The following is a 23,205-nucleotide window of genomic DNA, read 5'->3' as shown; positions in this document are numbered from 1 at the left end:
CGGCGATCCAGCGCTCTCCCCAGCGCGGGTCGCCGGCCGCTGGCCGTAGCGCCCCGCGTCAGCGGCTTTCCATCGCCTCGGCCTCAGCGGTGGCCCAGGCGGCTTTTTCGTACCGGCCGAGGCCCGTGAAGACGCTGGCCTGGCTGCGCAGCGCGACGACCAGCCGTGGCTGATACCGAACGGGTGCGTGCGCGGCCAGCCAGCGGTAGTGCCCGACGGCCTCCTCGGCCGCCGCCGCGGCCGCGTCCTGTTCGCCGAGCCCCAGGTGGCACCTGGCGATCACGAACAACAGTCCGCCGAGCGTCGGCCGGAACCGCAGCGGCTCCACACGGCTCATGAAGGTCAGGTCCTCGCGGGCGCCCGTGGTCAGCGTCAGCGCTTCGGCAAACCGACGATGGGAGGCGAGGGAGTCCGCCAGCCCGCTCATCGCTTCGAGTCGGGCGGGCATGTACTTCAGCCGTGTCCAGAAGGAAAGTCGCCGGAACAACTCGACAGCCTCCTCCCGGGCGGCGAGCGCCTCGGCCGGCTCCCCCAGCACCGTCCGGCAGTAGCCGAGCACGGTGAGGGACCGGGCCAACTCCATCCGCTCACGGGCGCCGAGCGGCGCGCACCGTAGCCAGGTCTCCCGGGCCTTCTCGGCAAGCGACATCGCGTCGCGGGGAGCATCGGCGCAGAGCTGGGTGGACACCATCAGCTGCGCTGCGGCCAGGACGACGAGGCCGTCCCGGTCGGTCGCGTTCTCGACGTACCCGATCGCCTCCCGGCCCTGCGCGAGCGCGGATTCGACGGTGCGGTCGTCCGGGACCGAACCCTGCGCGACGAGCGCCCGCGCAAGCCCCACCTCGTGGCGGCCCGGCCGGTCCTGGACCAGCCGCCGGTACAGCGCGACCGCCTCGTCCGCGGCGGCGGTGCGCCGGGACACGAAGCTGCGTCGGATTTTCACCTGTTGGGACCGGGTGACCAACGCCTCGGCCAGCTTCGGACCGAACCGCGCGAGATCGACGCGGGTCAGCTGTCGGAGCAGCGTGATGCGCACGGCGAGCGACAAGGGCGGATCCTCCCGCAGGGGTGTGCCTCCGGTTGTAGCGGGCGCGGGCAACCGTGTCGGTGCGGTGAACGGCCGATGTCCGTCGCCCGACCGGGCGTGTGAGGGCACTCACCCCGAAGACCGGAACACGCCGACCAGCGGGGCCCCTACGATCGCCTGTAGGTGCAGCAGCCGGCACCTGACGGCCACGGCACGGATCAGCGCAGGGCGCAGTGCGGCGCCCCCCGCCGCCCGGGCCGATCGCAAACACGACCTCTACGAGGACCGATGAATCCTGTCGTACTGATCGCCGAAGAACTCGCCCCCGCCGCCATCGAGGTGCTCGCCCACGACTTCGACGTCCGTCACGTCGACGGCACCGACCGTCCGGCCCTGCTCTCGGCGCTCTCCGAGGCCGACGCCGTCATCGTGCGCAGCGCGACCCAGATCGACGCCGAGGCGGTCGCCGCCGCGCCGCGACTCAAGGTGGTCGCCCGGGCGGGCGTCGGGCTGGACAACGTCGAGGTGCCGGCCGCCACCGCGCGGGGCGTCATGGTCGTCAACGCGCCCACCTCCAACATCGTCTCCGCCGCCGAGCAGGCCGTCGCGCTGCTGCTCGCCGTCGCCCGTAACACCGCGAGCGCCAGTTCCGCGCTCAAGGCGGGGGAGTGGAAGCGGTCGAAGTACACCGGCGTCGAGGTCCAGGGCAAGACGGTCGGCGTGGTGGGGCTCGGTCGTATCGGGGTGCTCTTCGCGTCTCGCATCGCCGCGTTCGGCACCCGGCTGATCGCGTACGACCCGTACATCCAGCCGGCCCGTGCGGCGCAGCTCGGCGTCCGCCTGGTCGGCCTGGAGGAGCTGCTGCGCGAGAGCGACTTCATCTCCATCCACCTGCCGAAGACGCCGGAGACGGTGGGCCTGATCGGTGAGAAGGAGCTGACGCTCGTCAAGCCCGGCGTTCGCATCATCAACGCCGCCCGTGGTGGGCTGGTCGACGAGCAGGCGCTCGCGGACGCGATCGCCGAGGGCCGGGTCGCCGGCGCCGGTGTCGACGTGTACAGCAAGGAGCCGTGCACCTCGTCGCCGCTGTTCGCCTTCGACAACGTGGTGGCCACCCCGCACCTGGGCGCCTCCACCCACGAGGCGCAGGACAAGGCCGGTCTCGCCGTGGCCAAGAGCGTCAAGCTGGCGTTGCAGGGCGAGTTCGTCCCGGACGCGGTGAACGTGCAGGCCGGCGGTGTGGTCGCCGAGGACGTTCGGCCGCTGCTGCCGCTGGCGGAGAAGCTCGGCCGGGCGTTCACCGCGGTCGCCGGTGGGGTCGCCGCGAGCGTCACTGTCGAGGTCCGCGGTGAGATCGTCAGCCACGACGTGTCGGTGCTCAAGCTCGCCGCCACCAAGGGCCTGTTCAGCTCCGTGGTCGAGGAGCAGGTCACCTACGTCAACGCCCCGCACCTGGCCGCCGAGCGTGGCGTCGAGGTCACCCTGGCCACCCTCGCCGAGACGGCCGAGCAGCCGACCCTGGTCACGGTGCGCGGCGCGCTGCCGGACGGTCGGACGGTCAGTGTCTCCGGCACTGTCACCCACTCCGGCGCCCGGGACGTGCTGAAGCTGACCGAGGTGGACGGCTTCGACGTGGAGATCGGCGCGGAGGGCATCCTGCTCTTCCTGCGCTACGCCGACCGGCCCGGTGTGGTCGGCACTGTCGGTACCCTGCTCGGCGAGTCGGGCATCAACATCGCCGCCATGCAGGTGGCTCGTCGGGAGGCGGGCGGTGAGACGTTGATGACGCTCACCGTCGACCAGGCGCTCGGCGCCGACCTGCTCACCTCGGCCGCCGAGTCGATCGGCGCCACGGCGGCCAGCGCCGCCGACCTGCGCGACGAGTAGTAGACGACAAACACCGTGGGGGGCCTGGCGATTCGCCGGGCCCCTCGTCATTTCCCGTCCGTGCCGCCGGTCAGGTCAGCCGGGCAGCCGCGCCGGCGGCGGGTAGACCGAGCCGTCCTGCGGGTCGAAGAGCATCAGCCCGTGCTCGCCGGCCAGCCGTTCGATGTCCAGTAGCACCTGGTCCGCGCAGGTCGGGTGCAGGTTCAGCTCGACGTGGTCGTGGGCCGCGTGCAGCGGCGCCACCGCCCACGGGCTGTTCGGGCCGGGGTGACGGTCCGGATAGGAGGCGGTGATCGCCCGGTAGAAGCTGACCACCCGTGGATCGGGGTAGCGGTCCACGTGTCGCCCTTGCCGGCAACCGTTGACCGCTGTCCGCACGTCCTCGGGCGTCGCCCCGTCCTCCAGGGCCCACACGCTCAGATCGAAACTCACGGCGGATAGCGTGCCATCCGCCGTTCACCATGTCGAAACTGCCTCGCCGCCGGTCAATCATCGATCACCGCAGTCTCCGGTGACGACGGTCCGGTGTGGAGACTCTTGCGTCGAGTTGCGTCGATTCGCTAGCGTACGCACTGCGGTCACTGGCCGAGTTCGAGGCGCCGGCCCGTCTTCGGGTGGCGCGGTCGACGTCCGGCCCGACCGGTCCGCACCCCTCGGTTGTGCGAGCCACGCGCACTCGTCGCTGACCGGCCCCCACTGTCGTTGCCGAGACCGTGGGGGCCGATCGCGGGCCCGACCGGCTCAGCGACGGTGCGCGAAGAGCGCGCGATAGTCGGAGTTGCCCCGGAACCACGCCAGGCCGGTTGGGCCGGCGGCGTAGAGCGCGGTGGCGTAGGCGTCGGCGATCGCGAGGTCGGGGCCCACCACGGTGGCGGCGACGAGGTGATCGGCCGGCTCGCCGGTGTGCGGGTCCACCACGTGCCCCTGCCGCCCGGTCACCCCGGAGGTGCCGATCGCGCCGGCCGTCATCTCCAGCACCAGCGGCGCCCGCTCGGGTGCGGTCGGGTGGTGCACCGCGACCCGCCAGGGTCCGCCGTGCGGCGCGCGGCCCCGGACGACGAGGTCGGCGCCGGCGAGGACGGCGTAGTCGTGGATGCCGGCGGAGCGCAGTCGCTCCGCGGCGCGTTCCACCGCCCAACCGCCGAGCAGGCCGCCCGGGTCGAAGCCGCCGGGCACCGCCCAGGCGTCGAACCACCCGTCGGTGGCCGCACGCATCGCGGCGCAGCGGTCCACCAGATCGGCGAGCGGCGGGTACGACTCGGGGCTGATCTCGCCCCGACGCAGCCGGGAGACCAGGCTCTCCGGTCGGTTGGGGCCGTAGGTGAGGTCGATGGCGCGCAGCTCGGCGACGCTGTCCCGCAGCGCTTCGCCCACGCCCCGGCGGCCGAGCCACTCGGGGGCGTTGAGCAGCAGGGTGTACTCGGCGGTCGCGGTGCGTACGGTGTGCTGCACCGCGATCCGGCCCTCGGTGGCCGCGGCCGGGTCGATCCGGTGCCGGCGGCTGCCGAGTCGAAGGTCCGGTCGGCGGTTGCGGAACGCGGACGGGTCCGGCCAGCGGGTCCGTGGCTGCTCGTCGATGCGCATCGCATCTGCCCCCTCGCACATGGTGCCGCGTCATCGCGACCCCGTTGGTCAGCGGGCCCCCGCGACCCACTGACCACTACCGTAGGCAGCGGAGATGACCGCCCCATGAGTCCCAGCTGAGAGGGTGCTGTGCATTCCCGAATCCCAAATCGTGGACGCAGCGTACCGGGAGGCGGGACGGCGACGTACCGTTGCCCCGAACGGAACCGTTGAGCAGAGGAGTGCGGTCGTGGCGCGGATCGCGGTGGTGGCCGGAGACGGCATCGGGCCCGAGGTGGTCGCGCAGGCCCGCAAGGTCCTCGACGCGGTGCTGCCCGACGTGCAGGCCACCGAGTACGACCTCGGTGCCGCCCGCTGGCACCGTACCGGAGAGGTGCTGCCCGACTCGGTGCTGACCGAGCTGGCCGGGCACGACGCGATCCTGCTCGGCGCGGTCGGTGACCCGACGGTCCCGCCGGGTGTGCTGGAGCGAGGGCTGCTGCTCAAGCTCCGTTTCGCCTTCGACCAGTACGTCAACCTGCGCCCGTCCCGGCTCTGGCCCGGGGTCGCCGGCCCGCTGGGCAACGTGAAGCCGGGCGAGGTCGACCTCGTGGTGGTGCGCGAGGGCACCGAGGGGCTCTACGCCGGTGCCGGCGGTTCCCTGCACCGGGACACCCCGGCCGAGGTCGCCACCGAGGAGAGCCTGAACACCCGGCACGGCGTGGAGCGGGTGATCCGCGACGCGTTCGCCCGCGCCGGCCGCCGGGAACGGCGCAAGGTCACCCTCGTGCACAAGACCAACGTGCTCACCCACGCCGGGTCGCTCTGGGCGCGTACGTTCGACGCGGTCGCCGCCGAGCACCCGGACATCGAGACCGAGTACCAGCACGTCGACGCGGCGGCCATGTTCCTGGTCACCCAGCCGCAGCGCTACGACGTGGTGGTCACCGACAACCTCTTCGGTGACATCCTCACCGACATCGCCGCGGCCGTCACCGGCGGCATCGGGCTGGCCGCCAGCGGCTGCATCAACCCCGAGGGGGCATACCCCTCGATGTTCGAGCCGGTGCACGGCTCGGCGCCGGACATCGCCGGGCAGGGCATCGCCGACCCGGTCGCCGCGGTGCTCTCCGCCGCGTTGCTGCTGGAGCAGCTCGGGCACAGCGAGTCGGCGGCTCGGGTCAATGCGGCCGTCGCCGCCGAGCTGGCCAGCCGGGTGCCGGGCGCAACGCTGCGTACCGAAGAGGTCGGCGACCGGCTCGCCGCCCACGCCGTAGCCTGATCACCCCGGCCCGAGTGGTGACCGGCCTCGGGGCCGGTCTGCCACGGGCAGCCCGACCGGCGCTACCCGCTTAACGACCGTTCGGGGTAGGTTTCTGGCACAGCCATGTCGGTGTGCGGTCCCGCATGCCGTTGTTCCGCAGGGAGGTCAGCGCGATGAGCGGTGGTGACAAGCTCGACTTCGAGATCCGTCCGAATCTCGCGCCGGTATCCGCCGCCGATCGGGCCGCGCTGCTGACCAATCCCGGGTTCGGTCGGGTCTTCACCGACCACATGGTCACCGTCCGCTACGCCGACGGCAAGGGCTGGTACGACGCCCGGGTGGAAGCCCGTGCCCCGATCCCGATGGACCCGGCCAGCGCGGTGCTGCACTACGCGCAGGAGATCTTCGAGGGGCTCAAGGCGTACCGCACGGCCGATGGTGGCGTGACGATGTTCCGGCCGGACGCCAACGCGGCCCGATTCGCCACCTCCGCACAGCGGATGGCGATGCCGGTGCTGCCGCCGGAGGTGTTCGTCGACTCGCTGCACAAGCTCATCGAGATCGACCGGGAATGGATCCCCACCGACGAGGACGGCAGCCTCTACCTGCGGCCGTTCATGTTCGCCAGCGAGGTCTTCCTCGGCGTCCGCCCGGCCAACGAGTACCTCTACATGGTGATCGCCTCACCGGCAGGGTCGTACTTCACCGGTGGCGTCAAGCCGGTCACCGTCTGGGTCTCTCCGGACTACACCCGGGCCGCGCCCGGTGGCACCGGCGCGGCCAAGTGCGGCGGCAACTACGCCGCGTCGCTCGCGGCCCAGGCGGAGGCCATCGAGGCCGGCTGCGACCAGGTCGTCTTCCTGGACGCGGTGGAGCGCCGGTTCGTCGACGAGTTGGGCGGCATGAACGTCTTCTTCGTCTACGACGACGGCACTGTTGTCACCCCACCGCTAACCGGCACGATCCTGCCCGGCATCACCCGCGACGCGGTCATGACGCTGGCGGCGGCGGCCGGGCACCAGGTCGAGGAGCGGCCGATCAGTTTCACCGACTGGCAGGCCGACGCCGCCAGCGGACGCCTGAAGGAGGTGTTCGCCTGCGGCACCGCCGCGGTGGTCACCCCGATCGGTGGGGTCCGCTCCCCGGACGGCGAGTTCCTGATCGGTGGTGGCGAGCCCGGTCAGGTCACCATGGCCCTGCGTCAGCAGCTGGTCGACATCCAGCGGGGCAAGGCGGCCGACCCGCACGGCTGGGTGCAGCGGGTCCTCTGATCTCCGTCGCTGCGCCGGCCCGTCCACCCGGTCGGGCCGGCGCAGTCGGCCCTACGCGTCGGTGGGCTCCGCCTTGGTGGGCTCGTCGAGCAGGTGGTCGCGGAGCGCGGCGAGCTGCTCGTCGGTCACCCCGGCGTGGCGCAGGTACGCCTCGACCGAGCCGTGCCCCGCACGCAGCTCGTCGAGGAAGATCTGCATCGCCTCGGCGGGTGAGGCCAAAAACGGTGCCGGCACCTCCACTCCGTCCGGGTTGATGGAGGCCAGCCAGGCGCTGTACCGGGCCGACGCCTCGCTGCTGAGCGCGTAGTCCGCGGTGATGTCCGCGTCGTCGACGCCGAGCACGGCGAGGGTCAGCGCGCAGACGATGCCGGTGCGGTCCTTGCCGGCCACGCAGTGCACGACCACCGGGGCGTTGGCGGAGTCGGCGATCAGCCCGACGGCCTCGGCCAGCCCGGCGGTGCCGGTCTGGGCCAGGTCGGCGTACCGGTCCGCGAGGTACCGGGCCAGGCTCGCGCCCTCCTCGTGCGGCACGCCCGCCCAGTCGTCGTGCTCCGGGTGGATGTGCCGGTAGGTCAGCCCCTGGTATGCCGGCACCCGGCCGTCCCGCTCCACCTCGGTGGGGCGGCGCAGGTCGATGACGGTGCGGATGCCGATCGCGACGAACGCGTCCCGGTCCTGTTCGGTGAGGCGGTGCAGCGAGTCGGAGCGGTAGAGCCGACCACGACGTACGGGTCGGCCGCCGTGCCCGAGGTAGCCGCCGGCGTCGCGGAAGTTGAAGGTGGCGGGGAGCGGAATCTGTCGGCTGTCGTCGATGGCGTCCACGTTCACACGGTAAACGGCCGGTGGGACAACGCCCCACCGGCCGTCGGTCGAACAGTCACCGTGCGGTGCCGGGCGGGAGCGCGCCGTACGTCTCGTCGTAGTAGCCACCCAGCTGATCCCGGTAGCTCGGGTCGCTGTGGCTGGTCTCGTCGTACTCCGGGGCGGCCTTGATCTGGTCCCGGCTCCGGTCGACGGAGACGGTGCGCTGGTCGTGGTCGACCTGGTTGACGGTGCCGGCCGGCAACATCACCTTCTTGCCGAAGATCCAGGGCCCGGTGTCCACGACCAGGTAGCTGCCGCCCACCTCGTGACTGGCGCTGTCGATCTTGCCGATTCCACCGTCGGTGGCCTCGACCTTGTAGCCGACCAGGTCGACGTCGGCCACGCCGGCCTGGTCCCGGTAGCGCCAGGGGTCGAACGTGCCGGCCGGCGCGCCGCCGGGCACCGTGCCCTGGTCGCCGCCGCGCAGCGGGTCCGGCCCGGCGTGGGTGGCGTGCGGATCGATCCTGTCCATGCCGTTCACTCCTGACTGTCGCCGATCGTCTCGGCGTAGGTGGGTGCGTCCCCGCAGGAGCTACCCGGCCGTCGGGGGCCGGAAACGGCGACGGGCCGCGGCACGGTGACAGGCCGCGGCACGGTGACAGGGCGAAGCGCGGTACGGCAAGGCGCCGAGGCCGCGAGGTGCGGCATCGGCCCGTCGGGGCGTACGTGTTCAGGCCAGTGCGGCCTCGGCGTCCAGGGTGACCGCCGCGGCGTGCACCACGGCGGAGATCCGCAGGGCCTCGTGCAGCTGCTCCCGGGTGAAGCCGCTGCCGCGCAGCTTCTTCTCGTGCAACTCCAGGCACACCTCACAGCCCGTGATGGCCGACACGGCGAGGCACCAGAGCTCGAAGTCGCCCTTGTCCACCCCCGGCCTCGCGATGATCTGCATCCGCAGTCGGGCCGGCATCGAGGCGTACTGCTCGTCGCCGATCAGGTGCTTGGCCCGGTAGTAGATGTTGTTCATCGCCATGATCGCCGCAGCGCCCTTGGCCGCCTCGACACCCGCCAGCCCGAGGTGCCCGAGCGCCTCGGCTGCGATCTCCCGCAGCACCACCGGGTTGCGAGCCGTCACCGCGCAGGCCAGCGCGGTGCCCCAGGTCTGCGCCGGGGTCAACGCCGAGGAACCGATGGTGGAGCCGAGGTTGAGCCTGATGTCCCTGGCGTACTCCGGCAGGGCTGCCTTGATCGCGTCCAGGCCCATGGTCAGACTCCGGCGGCGGGGGTCTCGTCGGCGATCTCCGTCGGGCTGATGGAGGTGAAAACCATCGGCCCGACGAAGACCACACACCACGTGCCCTCGTGGGACGTGTGGCCGATCGTCCTGGACGCGTTGTTGGCGGCCAGCGATACGCAGGCGGCGAGTCCGTGCTCAGGTAAGCGGTCACTGACGGTGAGCACAGGTCCTCCTTGCAGACGGCACGGTGGCCATCATCGGATCCGTTCCAGATGCTTCCGCATGGCTGTTCCCGCCGATGAGTGGCCCGGTGGCTTGTGAAGCCGATCACGAGCGGTGGTCACTGGCGAACGAACCCTCCGTCACCATCCCGCTATGTGGTTTGTTCCTCCCAAATTCGCGGGAGGAGTGGCAGAGTAACCATCGTGACCAGTACCGCCCTGATTATTGCGACCTAGCGCGCCGGCCCTCCCCTCTGCCGAGCGCGCAGACCTCCCGCATCCGCGGGAGGTCTTTTTGTTGCTCCGAGAAAGGATCCTGATGACGTTCCAGGTCTTCGACACCACGTTGCGCGACGGCGCTCAGCGCGAAGGGCTCACCTACTCGGTTGTCGACAAGCTGGCCGTGGCCCGGCTGCTCGACGAGTTCGGCGTCGGCTTCATCGAGGGCGGCTGGCCGGGCGCGGTGCCCAAGGACACCGAGTTCTTCCGCCGCGCCCGCACCGAGCTGGACCTGCGGCACGCCGTACTCGTCGCGTTCGGCGCCACCCGCAAGGCCGGCGTTGCGGTCGCGGACGACCCCCAGGTGCGCGCCCTGCTGGACGCGCAGACCCCGGCCGTGGCCCTGGTCGCCAAGGCCGACACCCGGCACGTCGAACGCGCGCTGCGCACCACCGGCGCGGAGAACCTCGCGATGATCCACGACACCGTCAACCACCTCGTCCGCGAGGGTCGACGGGTCTTCGTCGACGGCGAACACTTCTTCGACGGCTACCGGCACGACCCCGCGTACGGCGCGGCCGTGGTGCAGACCGCGCTCGCCGCCGGCGCCGAGCGGATGGTGCTCTGCGACACCAACGGCGGCATGCTGCCGTCCCAGGTGACCGCCGTGATCCACGACCTGACGAACAGGCTGGGGATCGACGCCGGGCTGCTCGGTATGCACGCCCAGAACGACACCGCCTGCGCGGTGGCCAACACGATCGCCGCCGTGGAGGCGGGCGTCCGCCACGTGCAGGGCACCGCCAACGGGTACGGCGAACGCCCGGGCAACGCCGACATCTTCGCGGTCGTCGCCAACCTCCAACTCAAGCTCGGCATGCCCGTCCTACCGGAGGGTTGCCTGGCGCAGATGGTGCGGGTCTCGCACGCCATCGCCGAGATCGCCAACATCGCCCCCGACACCCACCAGGCGTACGCCGGGGCCGCTGCCTTCGCCCACAAGGCGGGGTTGCACGCGAGCGCGATCAAGGTCGACCCGTTGCTCTACAACCACGTGGACCCGTCGGTGGTGGGCAACGACATGCGGATCCTGGTCACCGAGATGGCCGGTCGGGCCAGCGTCGAGCTCAAGAGTCGTGAGCTCGGCCTGGACCTGGCCGACAGCCCGGACGCCCTCACCCGGGTCACCAAGCGGGTCAAGGAGCTGGAGGCCGGTGGCTGGTCCTTTGAGGCGGCCGATGCGTCCTTCGAGTTGCTGGTCCGCTCCGAGCTGCCGGAGGGCAGCCCGGCCCGACCGTTCACCCTGGAGTCGTACCGGGTGCTGGTCGAGCACCGCGAGGACGGCGCGGTGGTCTCCGAGGCGACCGTCAAGATCCGGGTTCGCGGTGAGCGGGTGATCGCCACCGCCGAGGGCAACGGCCCGGTCAACGCCCTCGACGAGGCGCTGCGGGTGGGGCTGGCGCGGCACTATCCGCAGCTGCGTGACTTCGAGTTGGCCGACTACAAGGTGCGCATCCTGGAGGGCAGCCACGGCACCGGCGCGGTCACCCGGGTCCTGCTGGAGACCTCCGACGGCGGCGGCCGGGACTGGACCACTGTCGGCGTCCACCCCAACGTGGTCGAGGCCAGCTGGCACGCCCTGGTAGACGCCCTCACCTACGGTCTGGCCCCCACCTCCGTCTAACCCCGCCCACCCACCCCTCACCCTCGCGATCTTGCGCTTTGTGTCGACGGTCTGCGGCTTTTGTCGCTGATGCCGGGACGGTAAGTGCAAGATCGACGAGGTGGGGTGGGGTGGGGTGGGGGGTTAGGGCTGGGGGAGGCGGAGGGTGGCTTGGACGGGGCGGTGGTCGCTGCCGGGTAGGGCGAAGACCTGCACCGAGTGGACAGCTATCCGGTGGTCGACCAGGACGTGGTCGATGGTGACGGGTGGGATGAGGTCGCCGTCGTACGGACCCCAGGTGCCGGTCAGACCCGCTCCGGTGGCGTCGGCGGCGTCGACGTAACCGCTGCGCAGCAGGGCCCGCAGTGGACTGTGGTCGAGGGTCGCGTTGAAGTCTCCGGCGAGGATTCGCAGGCCACCGTCCGGGGTGGCCGGTGGTTGGGCGGTCAGGTCGGCACGCCAGGCGCCGACCTGGTCCAGCGCGTAGGGCGCCGAGGGGTGGGCCGACTCGACGCGGACCGGGGGCCCGCCGGGGACGGAGACCGTCGCGTACGCCTGGGTGAAGCCCCAACCGTCGAGGTTGCGCCGGACGCCGCCGTCGGTGATCGGCCACCGCGAGTAGAGCCCGGAACCGGCGGTGCCGATCACCGGGTTGAGCTGCCGGTGTGGCAGCAGCGTTGCCAGGCCGAGTTGATCCAGGGCGGCCTGCGCGTCCGGCGTGAACTCCTGCACGGTGAGCACGTCGATCTGGTGTCGCCGGACCAGCTCCACCAGTGTCCGCGCGTCGCCGGCGCCGGCGAGCAGATTGGCGGTGAGCAGCCGCACTGTCGGCCCGGCCGCCGCCGGCTGCGGGCTGGCCAGCGCCCGAGGTGCGACGGTGCCGAGCAACGCCACCGCCGCCAGGGCCGCGAGCGCCGCCGGCCACCAGCGCCGCAGGGCGAGCGCGAGGGCCAGGACCAGGACGCTGACTCCCGCGACGTACGGCGTGAAGGCGAGCGCCTGCACCAACGGCCCCCGGTCCAGGCCGAGCAGTCGGGCTGCCGCCCAGAGGGCGGTGGGTACGACGGCAAGCCAGCAGAGCACCGTGCCGAGCCGAGCGTTCCGGTGCGCGGGTGGAGCGTCGACGATCACGACGATGATCGTAGTCGGGTCCGACGAACCCATTTCATGAATGGCGATGCGCTCACATTTCACAATTATCTGACAGTTGGTTGACACCCCGGAAAAGCGAGATCAACTATTGACTGGTGGCTTTTTGCGGTGCTACGTTCCATCTGGCTTAAACGACGCAACTCTGAGTAGTAACCGCAGCTCAGAGGGGATGCGGATTGTTGAGAAATCAATCTCGTCGGGTGTGAGTGAGGCAGCTTTCCCCCGCCCAACTGTCGTCGTACGCCTATTTATGGGCAGTCATCCGTCCCGCCCCGCGGGTCGGCCGAATTCGCACGGTCACACAAGGGGGACCTGTCATGAGCACATCCTTCCGACGTAAGGTGGCGGCGGTAACGTTCGCCGTCCTGGGGCTCAGTCTCGCTGGCGGGGGCATCGCTATCGCCCAGCCGCAGGCGTTGGCCCCACAGGAAACGGTCCAGCCGGCGGCGCGTGGCACCAACGCCCAACCGCCGGTCACCGCCGAGTCGGCCCGCACGGCGAAGGCCGCGCTGAAGGCCAACTCGACGCTCGTCGCCTCCACCACCATCGTCGTCGTCAACTCCAACGGCACCAAGGCGCGCGGCACCGGCACCGTCATCAAGTACGGCACCGGTCAGTACGAGGTGATCTTCGGTCACAACGTCACGGCCGGCGTCATCGTGGCCACCATCGGCCGGGCTGACGCCTGCTGCATTCCGCCGGCCGGTGAGATCTCGGTCGCGCCCCGGCTCAGCACGCCCAACGCGGTCTTCGTCCAGACCCGCACCTCGGCCGGCACTCCGACGGACCTGGGCTTCCACCTGGTCGTCCACCTCGCCTGATCGGCCCGACATCCGGCCCCCGTCGCCTGTGGCGCGGGGGCCGGACCCGGTCCGCTCGGCGTGCGGACCCTCCGGCCGCACCTCGGCCAGCCCGTCCGGGCGTTGATCCACTCGGCTTTACGGTGAGTCCGGGTGTCCTGAGCGTGCGGACACCCCGACTTCCGTAAACCCCAGTGGATCAACGCGGTCGACGGGCGCCGCCGCGAGGTCGGTGGTCCACGAGGGCCGTCCTCGACCGGTTCGTACCCGCTCGGCCACTCCCTGGTCGGTCACCCGCCAGTTGTCCGCCCCTCGGCAGGCTCGCGACGGTCGTCACCCTTCCGCGCGGCTCATCCCCATTCCGGCCACTCCGGGCCGGTCCGGGCCGCACAATCCCACGTTTGCCGAGCGTGTGCCCGGGAAGCAAGCACCGTGACGGACATCTCGGACACCCTGGCCAGCATGCCCAGCCCGGTCGATCCGGAGCCGACCGGCATCGAGCTGGAACAGACCCTCTTCGAGGTCAAACGCGTGATCGTCGGGCAGGATCGCCTCGTCGAACGCCTGCTCACCGCCCTGGTCGCCAACGGACACTGCCTCCTGGAGGGGGTACCCGGCGTGGCCAAGACACTGGCCGCGCAGACCCTCGCAACAGTGGTCGGCGGCACCTTCTCCCGGATCCAGTTCACCCCGGACCTGGTGCCCTCCGACATCGTCGGCACCCGGATCTACCGGGCGTCCAAGGAGACCTTCGACGTCGAGCTGGGCCCGATCATGGCCAACCTCGTGCTGGCCGACGAGATCAACCGGGCTCCGGCCAAGGTCCAGTCGGCGCTGCTGGAGGCGATGGCCGAACGGCAGGTCTCCATCGGCGGGCGCAGCTGGCCGGTCCCGGAACCATTCCTGGTGCTGGCCACTCAGAACCCGATCGAGTCCGAGGGGGTCTACCAGCTCCCGGAGGCACAGCGTGACCGGTTCCTGATGAAGGTGGTGGTCGACTACCCCAGCGACGCCGACGAACTGGCCATCCTCTACCGGATGAGCACCGACCGGCCCACCCCGCGCCAGGTGCTCGACGCGCAACGGCTGCGGGACCTCCAGATCCACGCCGAGCGGGTCTTCGTCCACCACGCGTTGGCCGAGTACGTGGTGCGGCTCATCCTCGCCACCCGCGACCCGGGCCGGTTCGGGCTGCCGGAGATCGCCCCGCTGTTGGCGTACGGGGCCAGCCCCCGGGCCACCCTGGGCCTGGTCGCGGCCGCCCGGGCACAGGCCCTGCTGCGGGGTCGGGAGTACGTGCTGCCCGAGGACGTCCGTGAGCTCGCCGTCGACGTCCTCGCCCACCGGCTGGTGCTCTCCTTCGACGCGGTGGCCGACGGGGTGTCGGCCGAGAGCCTGGTGCGACGCCTCGTCGAGGCGGTGCCGCCGCCCCGGCTGGCCACCACCGGACACCCGCAGCAGACACCGGATCTGGCGGCGGCATGAGACGCGCCACCGTCGCGCCCGCCGACCCCGGCCTGGCCGAGCTGGCCCCGGACCAGCGCCTGCGCCGCCTGGAGCTGACCGTCACCCGTCGACTCAACGGCCTGCTGCACGGCCAGTACCGTGGTCTGCTGCCCGGTCCCGGCAGCGAACCCTCCGGCAGTCGCGAATACCGGCCGGGCGAGGACGAGGTCCGCCGGATGGACTGGGCGGTGACCGCCCGGACCGCCGTGCCGCACGTCCGGCAGGTCGACGCCGACCGGGAGCTGACCACCTGGCTGCTCGTGGACGGCAGCGCCAGCATGGAGTTCGGCACCGCCGAGCTGGACAAACGGGAACTGGCGGTGGCCGCCGTCGCGGCGGTCGGCTTCCTGACCGCGGGCGTCGGCAACCGCCTCGGCGCCCAGGTGCTGCGCGCCGACGGGGTACGCCGCTTCCCGGCCCGCAGCGGGCGTACCCATCTGCTCTCCCTGCTCCGCGCGCTGCTCGCCGCCCCCCGGGCCACCGCGCCCACCGATCGGCCGGGGCGCGGGCCGGCGGCTCGACCGCCCGATCTGGCCGACGGCCTCGACGCGCTGCACCGGATCGCCAACCGGCGTGGGCTGGTCGTGGTGGTCTCCGACTTCCTCGACGGCCTGCCCGACGACCCCGGCCAGACAGCGCCCTGGGAGCGGACCATGCGCCGGCTGGCCGTCCGGCACCAGGTGCTGGCGATCGAGGTGACCGACCCGCGTGAGCTGGAACTACCGGACGTCGGCCTGATCACGCTCGTCGACCCGGAGACCGGTCGGCACCGTGAGGTGTGCACATCGGACCGTGGGCTGCGCGAACGGTACGCCGAGGCCGCCACCGCCCAACGCGAACAGGTCCGCCAGGCGCTGCGCCGCAGCGGGGCCACCCATCTGCCGCTGCGCACCGACGGCGACTGGAGCGCGGACATCGTCCGGCACGTGCACGCCCAGCGCCGGCTGGCCGCCGCGCCGGTCGGCCGGCCCCGGGGAGGTGCCGCGTGATCTGGCAGTCGCCGCTGCGGCTCTGGCTGCTGCTCGGCGTGCTCGCCCTGGTCGTCGCGTACCTGGTGATGCAGCGGCGACGCAGTCGGTACGCGGTCCGCTTCACCAACCTGCGGCTGCTGGACCGGGTGGCGCCGGAGCGGCCCGCCTGGCGTCGGCACGTACCGGCCGGGCTCTTCCTGGCCATGCTGGCGCTGCTCGTGGTCGGCTTCGCCCGACCGAGCGCCGAGGTCCGGGTGCCCCGGGAACGGGCCACGGTGATGGTGGCGGTGGACGTCTCCACGTCGATGCTCGCCACCGACGTCGAACCGGACCGGTTGGCCGCGGCGAAGGAGGCCGCCCGGCGCTTCGTCGAGGGCCTGCCCGACGAGTTCAACGTGGGTCTCGTCGCGTTCGCCGGCAGCGCCGCCGTGCTGGTGCCCCCGGGCACCGACCGGGACGCCCTCGACGAGGGGATCGACCGGCTCGCCGAGGGGATCACCGGTGTCCAGGGCACCGCGATCGGCGAGGCCATCAACACCTCGCTCGGCGCGGTCAAGAGCCTGGACAGCGAGGCCGCGAAGGAGACCCCACCCGCCCGGGTCATCCTGCTCTCCGACGGCGCCAACACCTCCGGGATGGACCCGATGGAGGCGGCCGCGGAAGCGGTGAAGGCGGAGGTGCCGGTGCACTCGATCTCGTTCGGCACCCCGTCCGGGTTCGTCGACCGAGGTGGACGGCCCATCCAGGTGCCGGTGGACGGACAGACCCTCAAGGCGGTCGCCGAGGAGACCGGCGGCATGTTCCACGAGGCCAGCACCACCGACGAGCTGCGGGCCGTCTACGACGACATCGGCAGTTCGGTCGGCTACCGCACCGAGCGGCAGGACATCTCGGCCCGGTTCATCGGCCTCGGACTGGTGTTCGCGATGGGCGCCGCCGCCGGCTCGATGCGCTGGTTCTCCCGGCTGCCCTGACCGCCACGCACAACCGACGTCGACAGTGAGGAGTACGCATGGCAGTGCAGACCGGACTGGGCGAACCGCGCGGTCCCTGGTTCATCTCACCGGAACTCGACCCGGACGGGCGCGGGTGGTGGGACGCGCCCGAGCGCGACCCGGGCGGGCGACGGCCCGGGCGGCTGCTCGCCGTGTTGGCCGTGGTGGCGGTCTCCGCCGTCTCCGGTGCTCTCGCCGGCGGCGTCGTGGCCAGCCGGGACGGGGCTGGGGGCCCGGCTGCGGCGTCCGCCGCCCCGGTGCCGGCCGAGCTGGTCACCGCGGCCGAGCGGACCGTACCCGGGGTGGTGTCGGTGCTGGCCGGCGGCGCGACCAGCGGGTCCGCGACCGGCTCCGGCTTCGCCGTGGACGACCAGCAGCACCTGATCACCAACGACCACATCCTGGCCAAGGGGGGTGGCGGGCCGGTGACCGTGGAGCTGCCGGACGGCCGCCGGTTCTCCGCCGAGGTGGTCGGACGGGAGCCGCGCAGCGACCTGGCGGTGCTGAAGGTGCCAGCATCGGCCGGTCTCACCCCGCTGCCCCTGGCCAAGCCCGGCGCGACCCGGGTCGGTGAGCCGGTGCTCGCTGTGGGGTCGCCGCTCGGTCTGGCCGGAACGGTCACCGCGGGCATCGTCAGCGCGCTCGACCGGGAGGTGCGGCTCGGCAACAACCGGCACAGCGCGGTGCAGACCGACGCGTCCATCAACCCCGGCAACTCCGGTGGGCCACTGGTCAACGCGCGCGGGGAGGTGGTCGGGGTGAACACCGCCATCGCCACCATCGACGGGAACGGCTCGATCGGCATCGGGTTCGCCATCCCGATCGACCAGGTGCAGCAGACCGCCGACACGATCATCGGCAAGGGCGGCTGAGCTGCCCGGACGCCCCTGACGGGGGCCGCCACTGTCAGATATCCGGCCGGATGGCATCGGACCATGGAAATATTACGCTCGGTATGGATACTGGCGGAGGTGGAGCGTCCTCTTCTCACGGTCCTCCTGCTGGTGGGCCTGGTCATCGGATGTGCAGTGGGGTCGGCGTACGCCCGGGCACGACGCGGGTGGAACGATTACCAGACCGTCAAGAAATCGGTGCCAGGTGCCCGCCGGGGCGCCTGGTCGCTGATCCGCGGCGTCGTCGTGAAGGCCGCGGTGATCGGGGTGCTGCTCTTCGGCGCGGTGGCGTACGCGGCCGTCGGATCCGACGAGGAGAGCGCCGGGCCGGCGCCCACCCAGTCCCCGACGCAGAGTGAGCCTGCGCACCGATGACCCCCGGAGGGTCGTCGCGGGTTAGCCTCGGGGCGTGGACGACGGACTGCGGGTGACCGACCGGTGGGTCGTCCCCGCCGGGGAGCTACGGGAGCGCTTCTCCCGCTCGTCGGGGCCGGGCGGGCAGGGTGTGAACACCGCGGACTCCCGGGTCGAGCTGAGCTACGACGTGGCGAACTCGCCGGCCGTGCCCGAGTGGCTGCGGCCGCGGGCGCTGGCCCGGCTGGCCAACCGCCTGGTCGACGGGGTGCTGACGATCGCCGCCAGCGAGCACCGGGCCCAGCTGGCCAACCGGGAGGCGGCCCGGGCACGGATGACCGCCCTGCTGCGGGAGGCCGCCGCGCCCCCGCCGCCGGCCCGCCGAGCGACCCGCCCGTCCCGTGGGGCCAAGGAACGCCGGCTGGCCGAGAAGAAACGCCAGTCCCAGCGCAAGCGGGACCGCCGCGCCGACGACGACTGATCCCCGACGGCGACTAGTCCGGCACGGCGGCGAGCAGCCGGTCGCGCAGCACGGCGGCCCGCTCGGCGAACCCGCGCTGGGCCACCGCGTACTCCGCCCGGCCGTCCGGGGATTCCACGCGCACCGGCGGGTAGCCGAGTGCCGCCAGGTCGTACGGGCTGGCCCGCATGTCCAGCGTGCGGATGTCCCGGGCCAGGTCGAACGCGTCGGCCACCAGCTCAGAGGACACCAACGGCGACAACTTGTACGCCCACTTGTACAGGTCCATGTTGGCGTGCAGGCAGCCCGGCTGCTCGTGCGCGTGCTGCGTCTCCCGGGTCGGGGTGAGCAGGTTCAACGGGCGGGCCGGCGGGGTGAAGAACCGGAACGCGTCGAAGTGGCTGCACCGCACGCCCCGCTCCTCGACGACCTCGGCGGTGCGTTCCGCGCTGAGCCGCAGCGGCCAGGCGTTGTGCCGCAACTCCTCCCGGGTCTGCCGGTAGACCATCGCCCACTCGTGCATCCCGAAGCAGCCGAAGTGCGCCGCCCGTCCACGCGTCGCCTCCAGCAGGGAGCGGATCCAGGCGATCGACTCGCCGCGCCGGGCGCGTACCCCCTCGGTGTCGAGGGTGACCCCCGCGGCGCCGGCGCGGTAGTCGCGGCCGAACTCGGCAGGATCGGCGTCGCGCAGCTCGACCCCGGGCCCCGGATGCCAGCGCCGAAGCTGGGCCGGGCGGTGCGAGTAGTAGGTGAACAGGAAGTCGGCCACCGGATGCCGCTCACCGCGTCGCCGCCGGGCCAGGTGCGGGGTCAGCCAGACGTCCACCCGCTCCTCGTGGGCCCGTCGACGGGCCTGCCACTGCGTCGCGTCGAGCACGGCGGGGGCGAGGGCGGCGGTCACGCACCCCAGGGTACGACCGCCGCCCGCACACCGGTCAGGGCATCTGCACCCGGACCCCGGCGGAGAACACCCCGCTGCGCAGCTCCAGTTGCTGGGGCGGTTCCCGCCCGTCGACGGTGAAGACCAGCGGGAGCACCATCCGGGTGCCCGCCGCCATCGGGTCGGCGAAGACGTCCCGACCCAGGTTCGCCGTCCGGGTGGCCGACTCGTCGGCGCTCACCCAACGCCCGCCGGGCAGGTACGCCCGTTGCAGCTCGCTGTGCCAGGGCTGGTGGTCCCCGGTGACGTTGCGCACACCTACTGTGGCCTCGCAGCGTCGCCCGTTGGCCGGCCCGGCACCGCCGCCGTCGGTCTTCCCGGCGGTGCCGGGCGCACCGCAGGTCATCCGGTACACGGTGAACTCGAACGCCGACTCGCGCAGCGGCACGCCCAGCGACCCGGTGACCCCGGTGCCCACCCACGCGCCGCTGGTGGGCTGCTTCTGCGTGTCGATCGCCGCTACCTGCCGGGTCGCCGTCCAACCCGCGGTGCCGACCACACCGGCCAGCACCACGACGGCGGCGCCCACCAACATCCAGACCGGCGGGGTACGCCGACGCCGCAACGGACTCGGGGCTGCCGGGCGGGGGTAGACCGTCCCGCGGCCACCCTCGGCGCCGCCGCCGGTGGAGAGCGCGGCAGCCGTCACCCGACGCCCGCGCCGACGTCGCCACACCCACACCAGGGCGGCGCTGATCAGCAGCAGGACCGCCAGTCCGCCGAGCAGCACCGGGTAGCGGCGCCACGGCGGTGCCTCGGTCACCTCGGCCGCCGGTGCCGCTGCCGCCTGCCAGGTGGCCGTGGCGCAGTCGTACGGCCGGCTGCCGTCACTGGTGAACGCGCAGGTCGGCGCGGTCAGCGGCCGGCCCGGCGCGGTCGCCGCGAGCGCGGTGCCCAGGGTGGTGGTGCTGTGCGCGGGCAGCCGCAACCGCCACGTCACCTCGGTGGCCGATCCGCCGGCCGGGGTGGACCGGCCACCACCGCTGATCGCGGTCGTCGACGCACCGGGCGGCAGTTCCTGACGCACTGTGGTCTCCAGGGGCGAGTTGCTCACGTTGCGCACCTGGATCCGGTACCTCGGTGCCGGGCTGCTCTCCGTCGCCACCGCCACCGTGACCTGTTGCGGGGGCGCCGACGCCGGTGCCCGGGTCGGTGGTGCCATCGCCGGTGGCGCCGAGGGCGGGGTGGGCTCGGTCACGCGCGCGACCATCGCCACCGGCGGCCGGGTTCCCGCTGGTGCTGGTGTGGCGGCCGGTGGTGGTGCGGCCGCCGTTGGTTGTGGCGTGGCGGCCGGTGGTCGTGGCGCGGCCGCCGCCTCCGGAGCCGCCGACGGCAGGGCCGGCACGGCGGCGAGGATGCCGAGGCAGTGCACGAACACTGCGAGGGCTCTGTGGTGTCGTGTCGATGCAGGCATACGAACGAACCTCCGGAGCCGACGCTAGGGGCGGGTCGCCTCCGTGCGGGTACGAAGTCGAGAAGTCCGCCCCGGTCACCTCCAGCTCCGGTAGGGTGCCGCGCGCTGACGGGTTGAGCACACCCGGCGGCCGGTCCTGGCCGGTTGGGGCGCCGGCGGCGCTAGATTGGCCGGGTGCGTATCGCTCGTTTCGCCCATGCCAAGGGAATGTCGTTCGGTGCCGTCGAAGGCGAAGCGGAGGCCGGGCCACAGGGCCTGACCATCGCCGAGATCGAGGGCCACCCGTTCGGCAATCTCTCCTTCAGTGGGGCCCGCTGGGCCCTCTCCGACGTACGGCTGCTCTCGCCGATCCTGCCCAGCAAGGTCGTCTGTGTCGGCCGCAACTACGCCGACCACGCCGCCGAGCTCGGCAACGAGGTGCCCAAGGAGCCGCTGCTCTTCCTCAAGCCGTCCACCTCGGTGATCGGCCCCCGGGACGCCATCCGGCTGCCGATCTTCTCCAAGCAGGTCGAGCACGAGGCGGAGCTGGCGGTCGTGATCGGGGCGCCGGGTGCGCGCCGCGCCGACCGCGCCGCCGCCGAACGCGCCATCTTCGGCTACACCTGCGCCAACGACGTCACCGCTCGGGACCTCCAGCGTTCGGACGGGCAGTGGACCCGGGCCAAGGGCTTCGACTCGTTCTGCCCGATCGGCCCGTGGATCACCACCGGGCTGGACGTCTCCGACCTCGAGATCCGGTGTGAGGTGGGTCGCAACCCGGAGGAGATGGAGGTACGCCAACTCGGCCGGACGAAGGACATGGTCTTCGACGTGCCGGGCCTGGTGTCGTACATCTCGCACGTCATGACTCTGCTGCCCGGCGACGTCGTTCTCACCGGCACTCCAGCCGGGGTTAGCCCGCTTGTCGAGGGGGATACCGTCACCGTGCGGATCGACGGCATCGGCGAGCTCACCAACCCGGTGGTGCCCGTCGCCTGATCCGTCTGATGCCCCTGTTTCCGCAGCTCACGGGTGGTTCGGGGGGATCGGATTTGGCCTGCCGGCACCGGGAGGGTAAAGTTCACTCCCGGCGCCGCAAGGGGCCAATGGGGTATGGGGTAATTGGCAGCCCGACTGATTCTGGTTCAGTTAGTCTAGGTTCGAGTCCTGGTACCCCAGCGCTGCTGGAATTCGCGAGAATTTCCAGACGCTGGATTCTGACGGAGTTCGACTCCGCCCCCTCGGGGGCGGAGGGTGGTCTTCGGTAGAGTGCAGCTCCTCCACCGGTAAGGTGGGGGAGCAAAAGTTGTTCTGGCCCCGTCGTCTAGCGGCCCAGGACGCCGCCCTCTCAAGGCGGTAGCGCCGGTTCGAATCCGGTCGGGGCTACAGCGTGCACAGCCCGTCTCACCTCGTGAGGCGGGCTGTTTCGTGTCCGCCACCGGGCCCGTTCCGGCCTCCGTCGGGCCCTCGGGTGACAGCGCACCCCGCGCTCGTGCCCGGGTACGGTGCCGCTAGACTACATTCGCACCGCCCGCGAGGGTGGTGAACGGAAAAGTTCTGGCCCCGTCGTCTAGCGGCCCAGGACGCCGCCCTCTCAAGGCGGTAGCGCCGGTTCGAATCCGGTCGGGGCTACAACCAAAGGCTCATCTCGCTCCCGCGAGATGAGCCTTTCTCGTTGCCCACACCCCAACCCAACCCCGTCCCCACCCACCCTGCTCGCCCCTGCTCCCGGTGATCAAGAGCTTTGCGTCACCAGCTTCGGCGCGTCGTGACGCAAAGCTCTTGATCACCGAGGTCGGCGAGGGTGGGCGGGGGAGTGGGGGTGGGGGGAGGGGGCGGGGGTGGGGTGGGGTGGGGTGGGGTGGGTTAGAGGCCGGACAGGCGTTGGCCGGCTCTTACTACGGCCATGGCGTGGCGTTCGCCGGGGCGGCGGCCCAGGCGCTCGATCGGGCCGGAGATGCTGACCGAGGCGATGACCCGGCCGGTGCGGTCGCGGATCGGGGCGGAGACGCTCGCCACACCGGCCTCCCGCTCGGCGACGCTCTGCGCCCAGCCGCGACGGCGTACCTCGGCGAGGGTGCGGCCGGTGAACTTGCTGCGCGGCAGCAGCGGCATCACCGCCTCCGGCGGCTCCCAGGCGAGCAGGATCTGGGCCGAGGAGCCGGCCGTCATCGGCAGCACCGAGCCGACCGGAACGGTGTCCCGTAGACCGCTGGCGCGTTCCGCCGCCGCCACGCAGATCCGCTCGTCGGCGCGGCGCAGGTAGAGCTGCGCGCTCTCACCGGTGGCGTCGCGCAGCGCGGCCAGCAGCGGCTCGGCGGCGGTCAGCAGAACGTCCGGTGCGGCGTTGGCCAGCTCGCCCAGCCGGGGGCCGGGCCGCCATCTGCCCTGGGTGTCACGCACCAGCATTCGGTGGATCTCCAGGGCCTGGGCCAGGCGATGTGCTGTGGCCCGGGGCAGCTTGGTGCGTTCGACGAGTTCGGCCAGGCTGGCGCCGTCCACGCAGGCGGCCAGGATGACCACCGCCTTGTCGAGAACGCCGACACCGCTCATACTGTGTCCCACAAGCCGAAACTTACCTCCCAGAA

At 72.0% G+C, this 23,205-nt stretch carries 23 protein-coding genes and 3 tRNA genes; 15 read left to right on the top strand and 11 right to left on the bottom strand.

Going from position 1 to position 23,205, the window contains the following annotated elements:
- Positions 1 to 58: 58 nt before the first annotated feature.
- Positions 59 to 1,048 (bottom strand): hypothetical protein, encoded by a 990-nt coding sequence (locus tag GA0070561_RS00400; protein WP_091393191.1) that lies wholly within the window; start codon positions 1,046 to 1,048, stop codon positions 59 to 61.
- A 267-nt stretch (positions 1,049 to 1,315) separates the two neighbouring features.
- Between GA0070561_RS00400 and serA the strand changes: the two genes are divergently transcribed.
- Complete coding sequence (gene serA / locus GA0070561_RS00395; RefSeq protein WP_091393187.1) at positions 1,316 to 2,914, top strand: phosphoglycerate dehydrogenase; 1,599 nt, start codon at positions 1,316 to 1,318, stop codon at positions 2,912 to 2,914.
- A 75-nt stretch (positions 2,915 to 2,989) separates the two neighbouring features.
- Here serA and GA0070561_RS00390 read toward each other — a convergent pair whose 3' ends face one another.
- Both GA0070561_RS00390 and GA0070561_RS00385 read right to left on the bottom strand, forming a co-directional pair.
- Entirely contained in the window at positions 2,990 to 3,346 is a 357-nt protein-coding gene (locus GA0070561_RS00390) for a hypothetical protein (protein ID WP_091393184.1), read from the bottom strand.
- A gap of 309 nt (positions 3,347 to 3,655) precedes the next feature.
- Complete coding sequence (locus GA0070561_RS00385) at positions 3,656 to 4,498, bottom strand: FAD:protein FMN transferase (RefSeq protein WP_091393182.1); 843 nt, start codon at positions 4,496 to 4,498, stop codon at positions 3,656 to 3,658.
- A gap of 229 nt (positions 4,499 to 4,727) precedes the next feature.
- On the opposite strand from GA0070561_RS00385, the gene GA0070561_RS00380 reads away from it, so the two are divergent.
- Together GA0070561_RS00380 and GA0070561_RS00375 are read left to right on the top strand one after the other, a co-directional pair.
- A complete protein-coding gene (locus GA0070561_RS00380) occupies positions 4,728 to 5,759 on the top strand; it encodes a 3-isopropylmalate dehydrogenase (RefSeq protein WP_091393179.1) in 1,032 nt (343 codons plus the stop codon).
- A gap of 155 nt (positions 5,760 to 5,914) precedes the next feature.
- Positions 5,915 to 7,012, top strand: a complete 1,098-nt coding sequence (locus tag GA0070561_RS00375) for a branched-chain amino acid aminotransferase (RefSeq protein ID WP_091397071.1) — start codon at positions 5,915 to 5,917, stop codon at positions 7,010 to 7,012.
- Positions 7,013 to 7,063: 51 nt separating this feature from the next.
- On the opposite strand, the gene GA0070561_RS00370 is transcribed toward GA0070561_RS00375, so the two are convergent.
- The 4 genes from GA0070561_RS00370 to GA0070561_RS00355 form a co-directional block, all read right to left on the bottom strand.
- The gene (locus tag GA0070561_RS00370; RefSeq protein ID WP_091397067.1) at positions 7,064 to 7,834 is read right to left on the bottom strand and encodes a tyrosine-protein phosphatase; all 771 of its coding nucleotides are present in this window, start codon (positions 7,832 to 7,834) and stop codon (positions 7,064 to 7,066) included.
- Between the two features lie 55 nt (positions 7,835 to 7,889).
- On the bottom strand, positions 7,890 to 8,348 hold the full coding sequence (locus tag GA0070561_RS00365) for a hypothetical protein (RefSeq protein WP_091397064.1): 459 nt from the start codon (positions 8,346 to 8,348) through the stop codon (positions 7,890 to 7,892).
- 198 nt (positions 8,349 to 8,546) lie between these two features.
- Positions 8,547 to 9,077 carry an alkylhydroperoxidase, AhpD family gene (gene ahpD, locus GA0070561_RS00360; protein ID WP_091393176.1) on the bottom strand — a complete coding sequence of 177 codons (531 nt, stop codon included), beginning with the start codon at positions 9,075 to 9,077 and terminating at the stop codon, positions 8,547 to 8,549.
- Between the two features lie 2 nt (positions 9,078 to 9,079).
- Complete coding sequence (locus GA0070561_RS00355) at positions 9,080 to 9,274, bottom strand: hypothetical protein (RefSeq protein WP_091393173.1); 195 nt, start codon at positions 9,272 to 9,274, stop codon at positions 9,080 to 9,082.
- Positions 9,275 to 9,590: 316 nt separating this feature from the next.
- Between GA0070561_RS00355 and cimA the strand changes: the two genes are divergently transcribed.
- Complete coding sequence (cimA, locus tag GA0070561_RS00350; RefSeq protein WP_091393172.1) at positions 9,591 to 11,174, top strand: citramalate synthase; 1,584 nt, start codon at positions 9,591 to 9,593, stop codon at positions 11,172 to 11,174.
- A gap of 123 nt (positions 11,175 to 11,297) precedes the next feature.
- Here cimA and GA0070561_RS00345 read toward each other — a convergent pair whose 3' ends face one another.
- Entirely contained in the window at positions 11,298 to 12,236 is a 939-nt protein-coding gene (locus GA0070561_RS00345) for an endonuclease/exonuclease/phosphatase family protein (protein ID WP_244166087.1), read from the bottom strand.
- A 386-nt stretch (positions 12,237 to 12,622) separates the two neighbouring features.
- On the opposite strand from GA0070561_RS00345, the gene GA0070561_RS00340 reads away from it, so the two are divergent.
- The 7 genes from GA0070561_RS00340 (at position 12,623) to arfB (ending at position 18,305) form a co-directional block, all read left to right on the top strand.
- Entirely contained in the window at positions 12,623 to 13,126 is a 504-nt protein-coding gene (locus GA0070561_RS00340) for a hypothetical protein (RefSeq protein ID WP_091393166.1), read from the top strand.
- Positions 13,127 to 13,537: 411 nt separating this feature from the next.
- Entirely contained in the window at positions 13,538 to 14,590 is a 1,053-nt protein-coding gene (locus GA0070561_RS00335; protein ID WP_091393163.1) for an AAA family ATPase, read from the top strand.
- Positions 14,587 to 15,600 (top strand): DUF58 domain-containing protein, encoded by a 1,014-nt coding sequence (locus tag GA0070561_RS00330; protein WP_091393160.1) that lies wholly within the window; start codon positions 14,587 to 14,589, stop codon positions 15,598 to 15,600. The genes GA0070561_RS00335 and GA0070561_RS00330 overlap by 4 nt, the downstream gene beginning before the upstream one ends.
- Entirely contained in the window at positions 15,597 to 16,556 is a 960-nt protein-coding gene (locus GA0070561_RS00325; protein ID WP_091393157.1) for a VWA domain-containing protein, read from the top strand. Before GA0070561_RS00330 ends, GA0070561_RS00325 begins: the two co-directional genes overlap by 4 nt.
- 38 nt (positions 16,557 to 16,594) lie before the next feature.
- Positions 16,595 to 17,449 carry a S1C family serine protease gene (locus GA0070561_RS00320; protein ID WP_091393154.1) on the top strand — a complete coding sequence of 285 codons (855 nt, stop codon included), beginning with the start codon at positions 16,595 to 16,597 and terminating at the stop codon, positions 17,447 to 17,449.
- A 99-nt stretch (positions 17,450 to 17,548) separates the two neighbouring features.
- On the top strand, positions 17,549 to 17,845 hold the full coding sequence (locus tag GA0070561_RS00315) for a hypothetical protein (RefSeq protein WP_091393149.1): 297 nt from the start codon (positions 17,549 to 17,551) through the stop codon (positions 17,843 to 17,845).
- A gap of 34 nt (positions 17,846 to 17,879) precedes the next feature.
- Positions 17,880 to 18,305: an alternative ribosome rescue aminoacyl-tRNA hydrolase ArfB gene (gene arfB / locus GA0070561_RS00310; RefSeq protein ID WP_091393146.1), complete on the top strand. Its 426-nt coding sequence runs from the start codon at positions 17,880 to 17,882 to the stop codon at positions 18,303 to 18,305.
- Between the two features lie 13 nt (positions 18,306 to 18,318).
- Here the strand turns inward: arfB and GA0070561_RS00305 are convergent, their stop codons facing one another.
- Together GA0070561_RS00305 and GA0070561_RS00300 are read right to left on the bottom strand one after the other, a co-directional pair.
- A complete protein-coding gene (locus tag GA0070561_RS00305) occupies positions 18,319 to 19,185 on the bottom strand; it encodes a 3-methyladenine DNA glycosylase (RefSeq protein ID WP_091393142.1) in 867 nt (288 codons plus the stop codon).
- A gap of 34 nt (positions 19,186 to 19,219) precedes the next feature.
- Positions 19,220 to 20,638 (bottom strand): hypothetical protein, encoded by a 1,419-nt coding sequence (locus GA0070561_RS00300; RefSeq protein ID WP_091393138.1) that lies wholly within the window; start codon positions 20,636 to 20,638, stop codon positions 19,220 to 19,222.
- A gap of 174 nt (positions 20,639 to 20,812) precedes the next feature.
- Between GA0070561_RS00300 and GA0070561_RS00295 the strand changes: the two genes are divergently transcribed.
- The 4 genes from GA0070561_RS00295 (at position 20,813) to GA0070561_RS00280 (ending at position 22,249) form a co-directional block, all read left to right on the top strand.
- Positions 20,813 to 21,616, top strand: a complete 804-nt coding sequence (locus tag GA0070561_RS00295; RefSeq protein ID WP_091393135.1) for a fumarylacetoacetate hydrolase family protein — start codon at positions 20,813 to 20,815, stop codon at positions 21,614 to 21,616.
- A 108-nt stretch (positions 21,617 to 21,724) separates the two neighbouring features.
- A tRNA-Gln gene (locus GA0070561_RS00290) sits at positions 21,725 to 21,796 on the top strand.
- Between the two features lie 134 nt (positions 21,797 to 21,930).
- A tRNA-Glu gene (locus tag GA0070561_RS00285) sits at positions 21,931 to 22,003 on the top strand.
- A 173-nt stretch (positions 22,004 to 22,176) separates the two neighbouring features.
- Positions 22,177 to 22,249, top strand: a tRNA-Glu gene (locus GA0070561_RS00280).
- A 234-nt stretch (positions 22,250 to 22,483) separates the two neighbouring features.
- Here the strand turns inward: GA0070561_RS00280 and GA0070561_RS00275 are convergent.
- Entirely contained in the window at positions 22,484 to 23,170 is a 687-nt protein-coding gene (locus GA0070561_RS00275) for an IclR family transcriptional regulator (RefSeq protein WP_091393133.1), read from the bottom strand.
- Positions 23,171 to 23,205 lie beyond the last annotated feature (35 nt).

It is taken from the genome of Micromonospora saelicesensis, from assembly GCF_900091575.1.
Classification (GTDB): domain Bacteria; phylum Actinomycetota; class Actinomycetes; order Mycobacteriales; family Micromonosporaceae; genus Micromonospora; species Micromonospora saelicesensis.
The sequence above is the reverse complement of the archived record's forward strand: the minus strand, read 5'-3'. Positions and strand labels throughout refer to the sequence as shown.

What these genes read in the sequence shown, in the direction of transcription:
- serA (WP_091393187.1), top strand. Translation starts at nt 1,316, where the DNA reads ATGAATCCTGTCGTACTGATCGCCGAAGAACTCGCCCCCGCCGCCATC.
- GA0070561_RS00385 (WP_091393182.1), bottom strand. Translation starts at nt 4,498, where the DNA reads ATGCGCATCGACGAGCAGCCACGGACCCGCTGGCCGGACCCGTCCGCG.
- GA0070561_RS00375 (WP_091397071.1), top strand. Translation starts at nt 5,915, where the DNA reads ATGAGCGGTGGTGACAAGCTCGACTTCGAGATCCGTCCGAATCTCGCG.
- GA0070561_RS00365 (WP_091397064.1), bottom strand. Translation starts at nt 8,348, where the DNA reads ATGGACAGGATCGATCCGCACGCCACCCACGCCGGGCCGGACCCGCTG.
- ahpD (WP_091393176.1), bottom strand. Translation starts at nt 9,077, where the DNA reads ATGGGCCTGGACGCGATCAAGGCAGCCCTGCCGGAGTACGCCAGGGAC.
- cimA (WP_091393172.1), top strand. Translation starts at nt 9,591, where the DNA reads ATGACGTTCCAGGTCTTCGACACCACGTTGCGCGACGGCGCTCAGCGC.
- GA0070561_RS00340 (WP_091393166.1), top strand. Translation starts at nt 12,623, where the DNA reads ATGAGCACATCCTTCCGACGTAAGGTGGCGGCGGTAACGTTCGCCGTC.
- GA0070561_RS00330 (WP_091393160.1), top strand. Translation starts at nt 14,587, where the DNA reads ATGAGACGCGCCACCGTCGCGCCCGCCGACCCCGGCCTGGCCGAGCTG.
- GA0070561_RS00320 (WP_091393154.1), top strand. Translation starts at nt 16,595, where the DNA reads ATGGCAGTGCAGACCGGACTGGGCGAACCGCGCGGTCCCTGGTTCATC.
- GA0070561_RS00300 (WP_091393138.1), bottom strand. Translation starts at nt 20,638, where the DNA reads ATGCCTGCATCGACACGACACCACAGAGCCCTCGCAGTGTTCGTGCAC.
- GA0070561_RS00275 (WP_091393133.1), bottom strand. Translation starts at nt 23,170, where the DNA reads ATGAGCGGTGTCGGCGTTCTCGACAAGGCGGTGGTCATCCTGGCCGCC.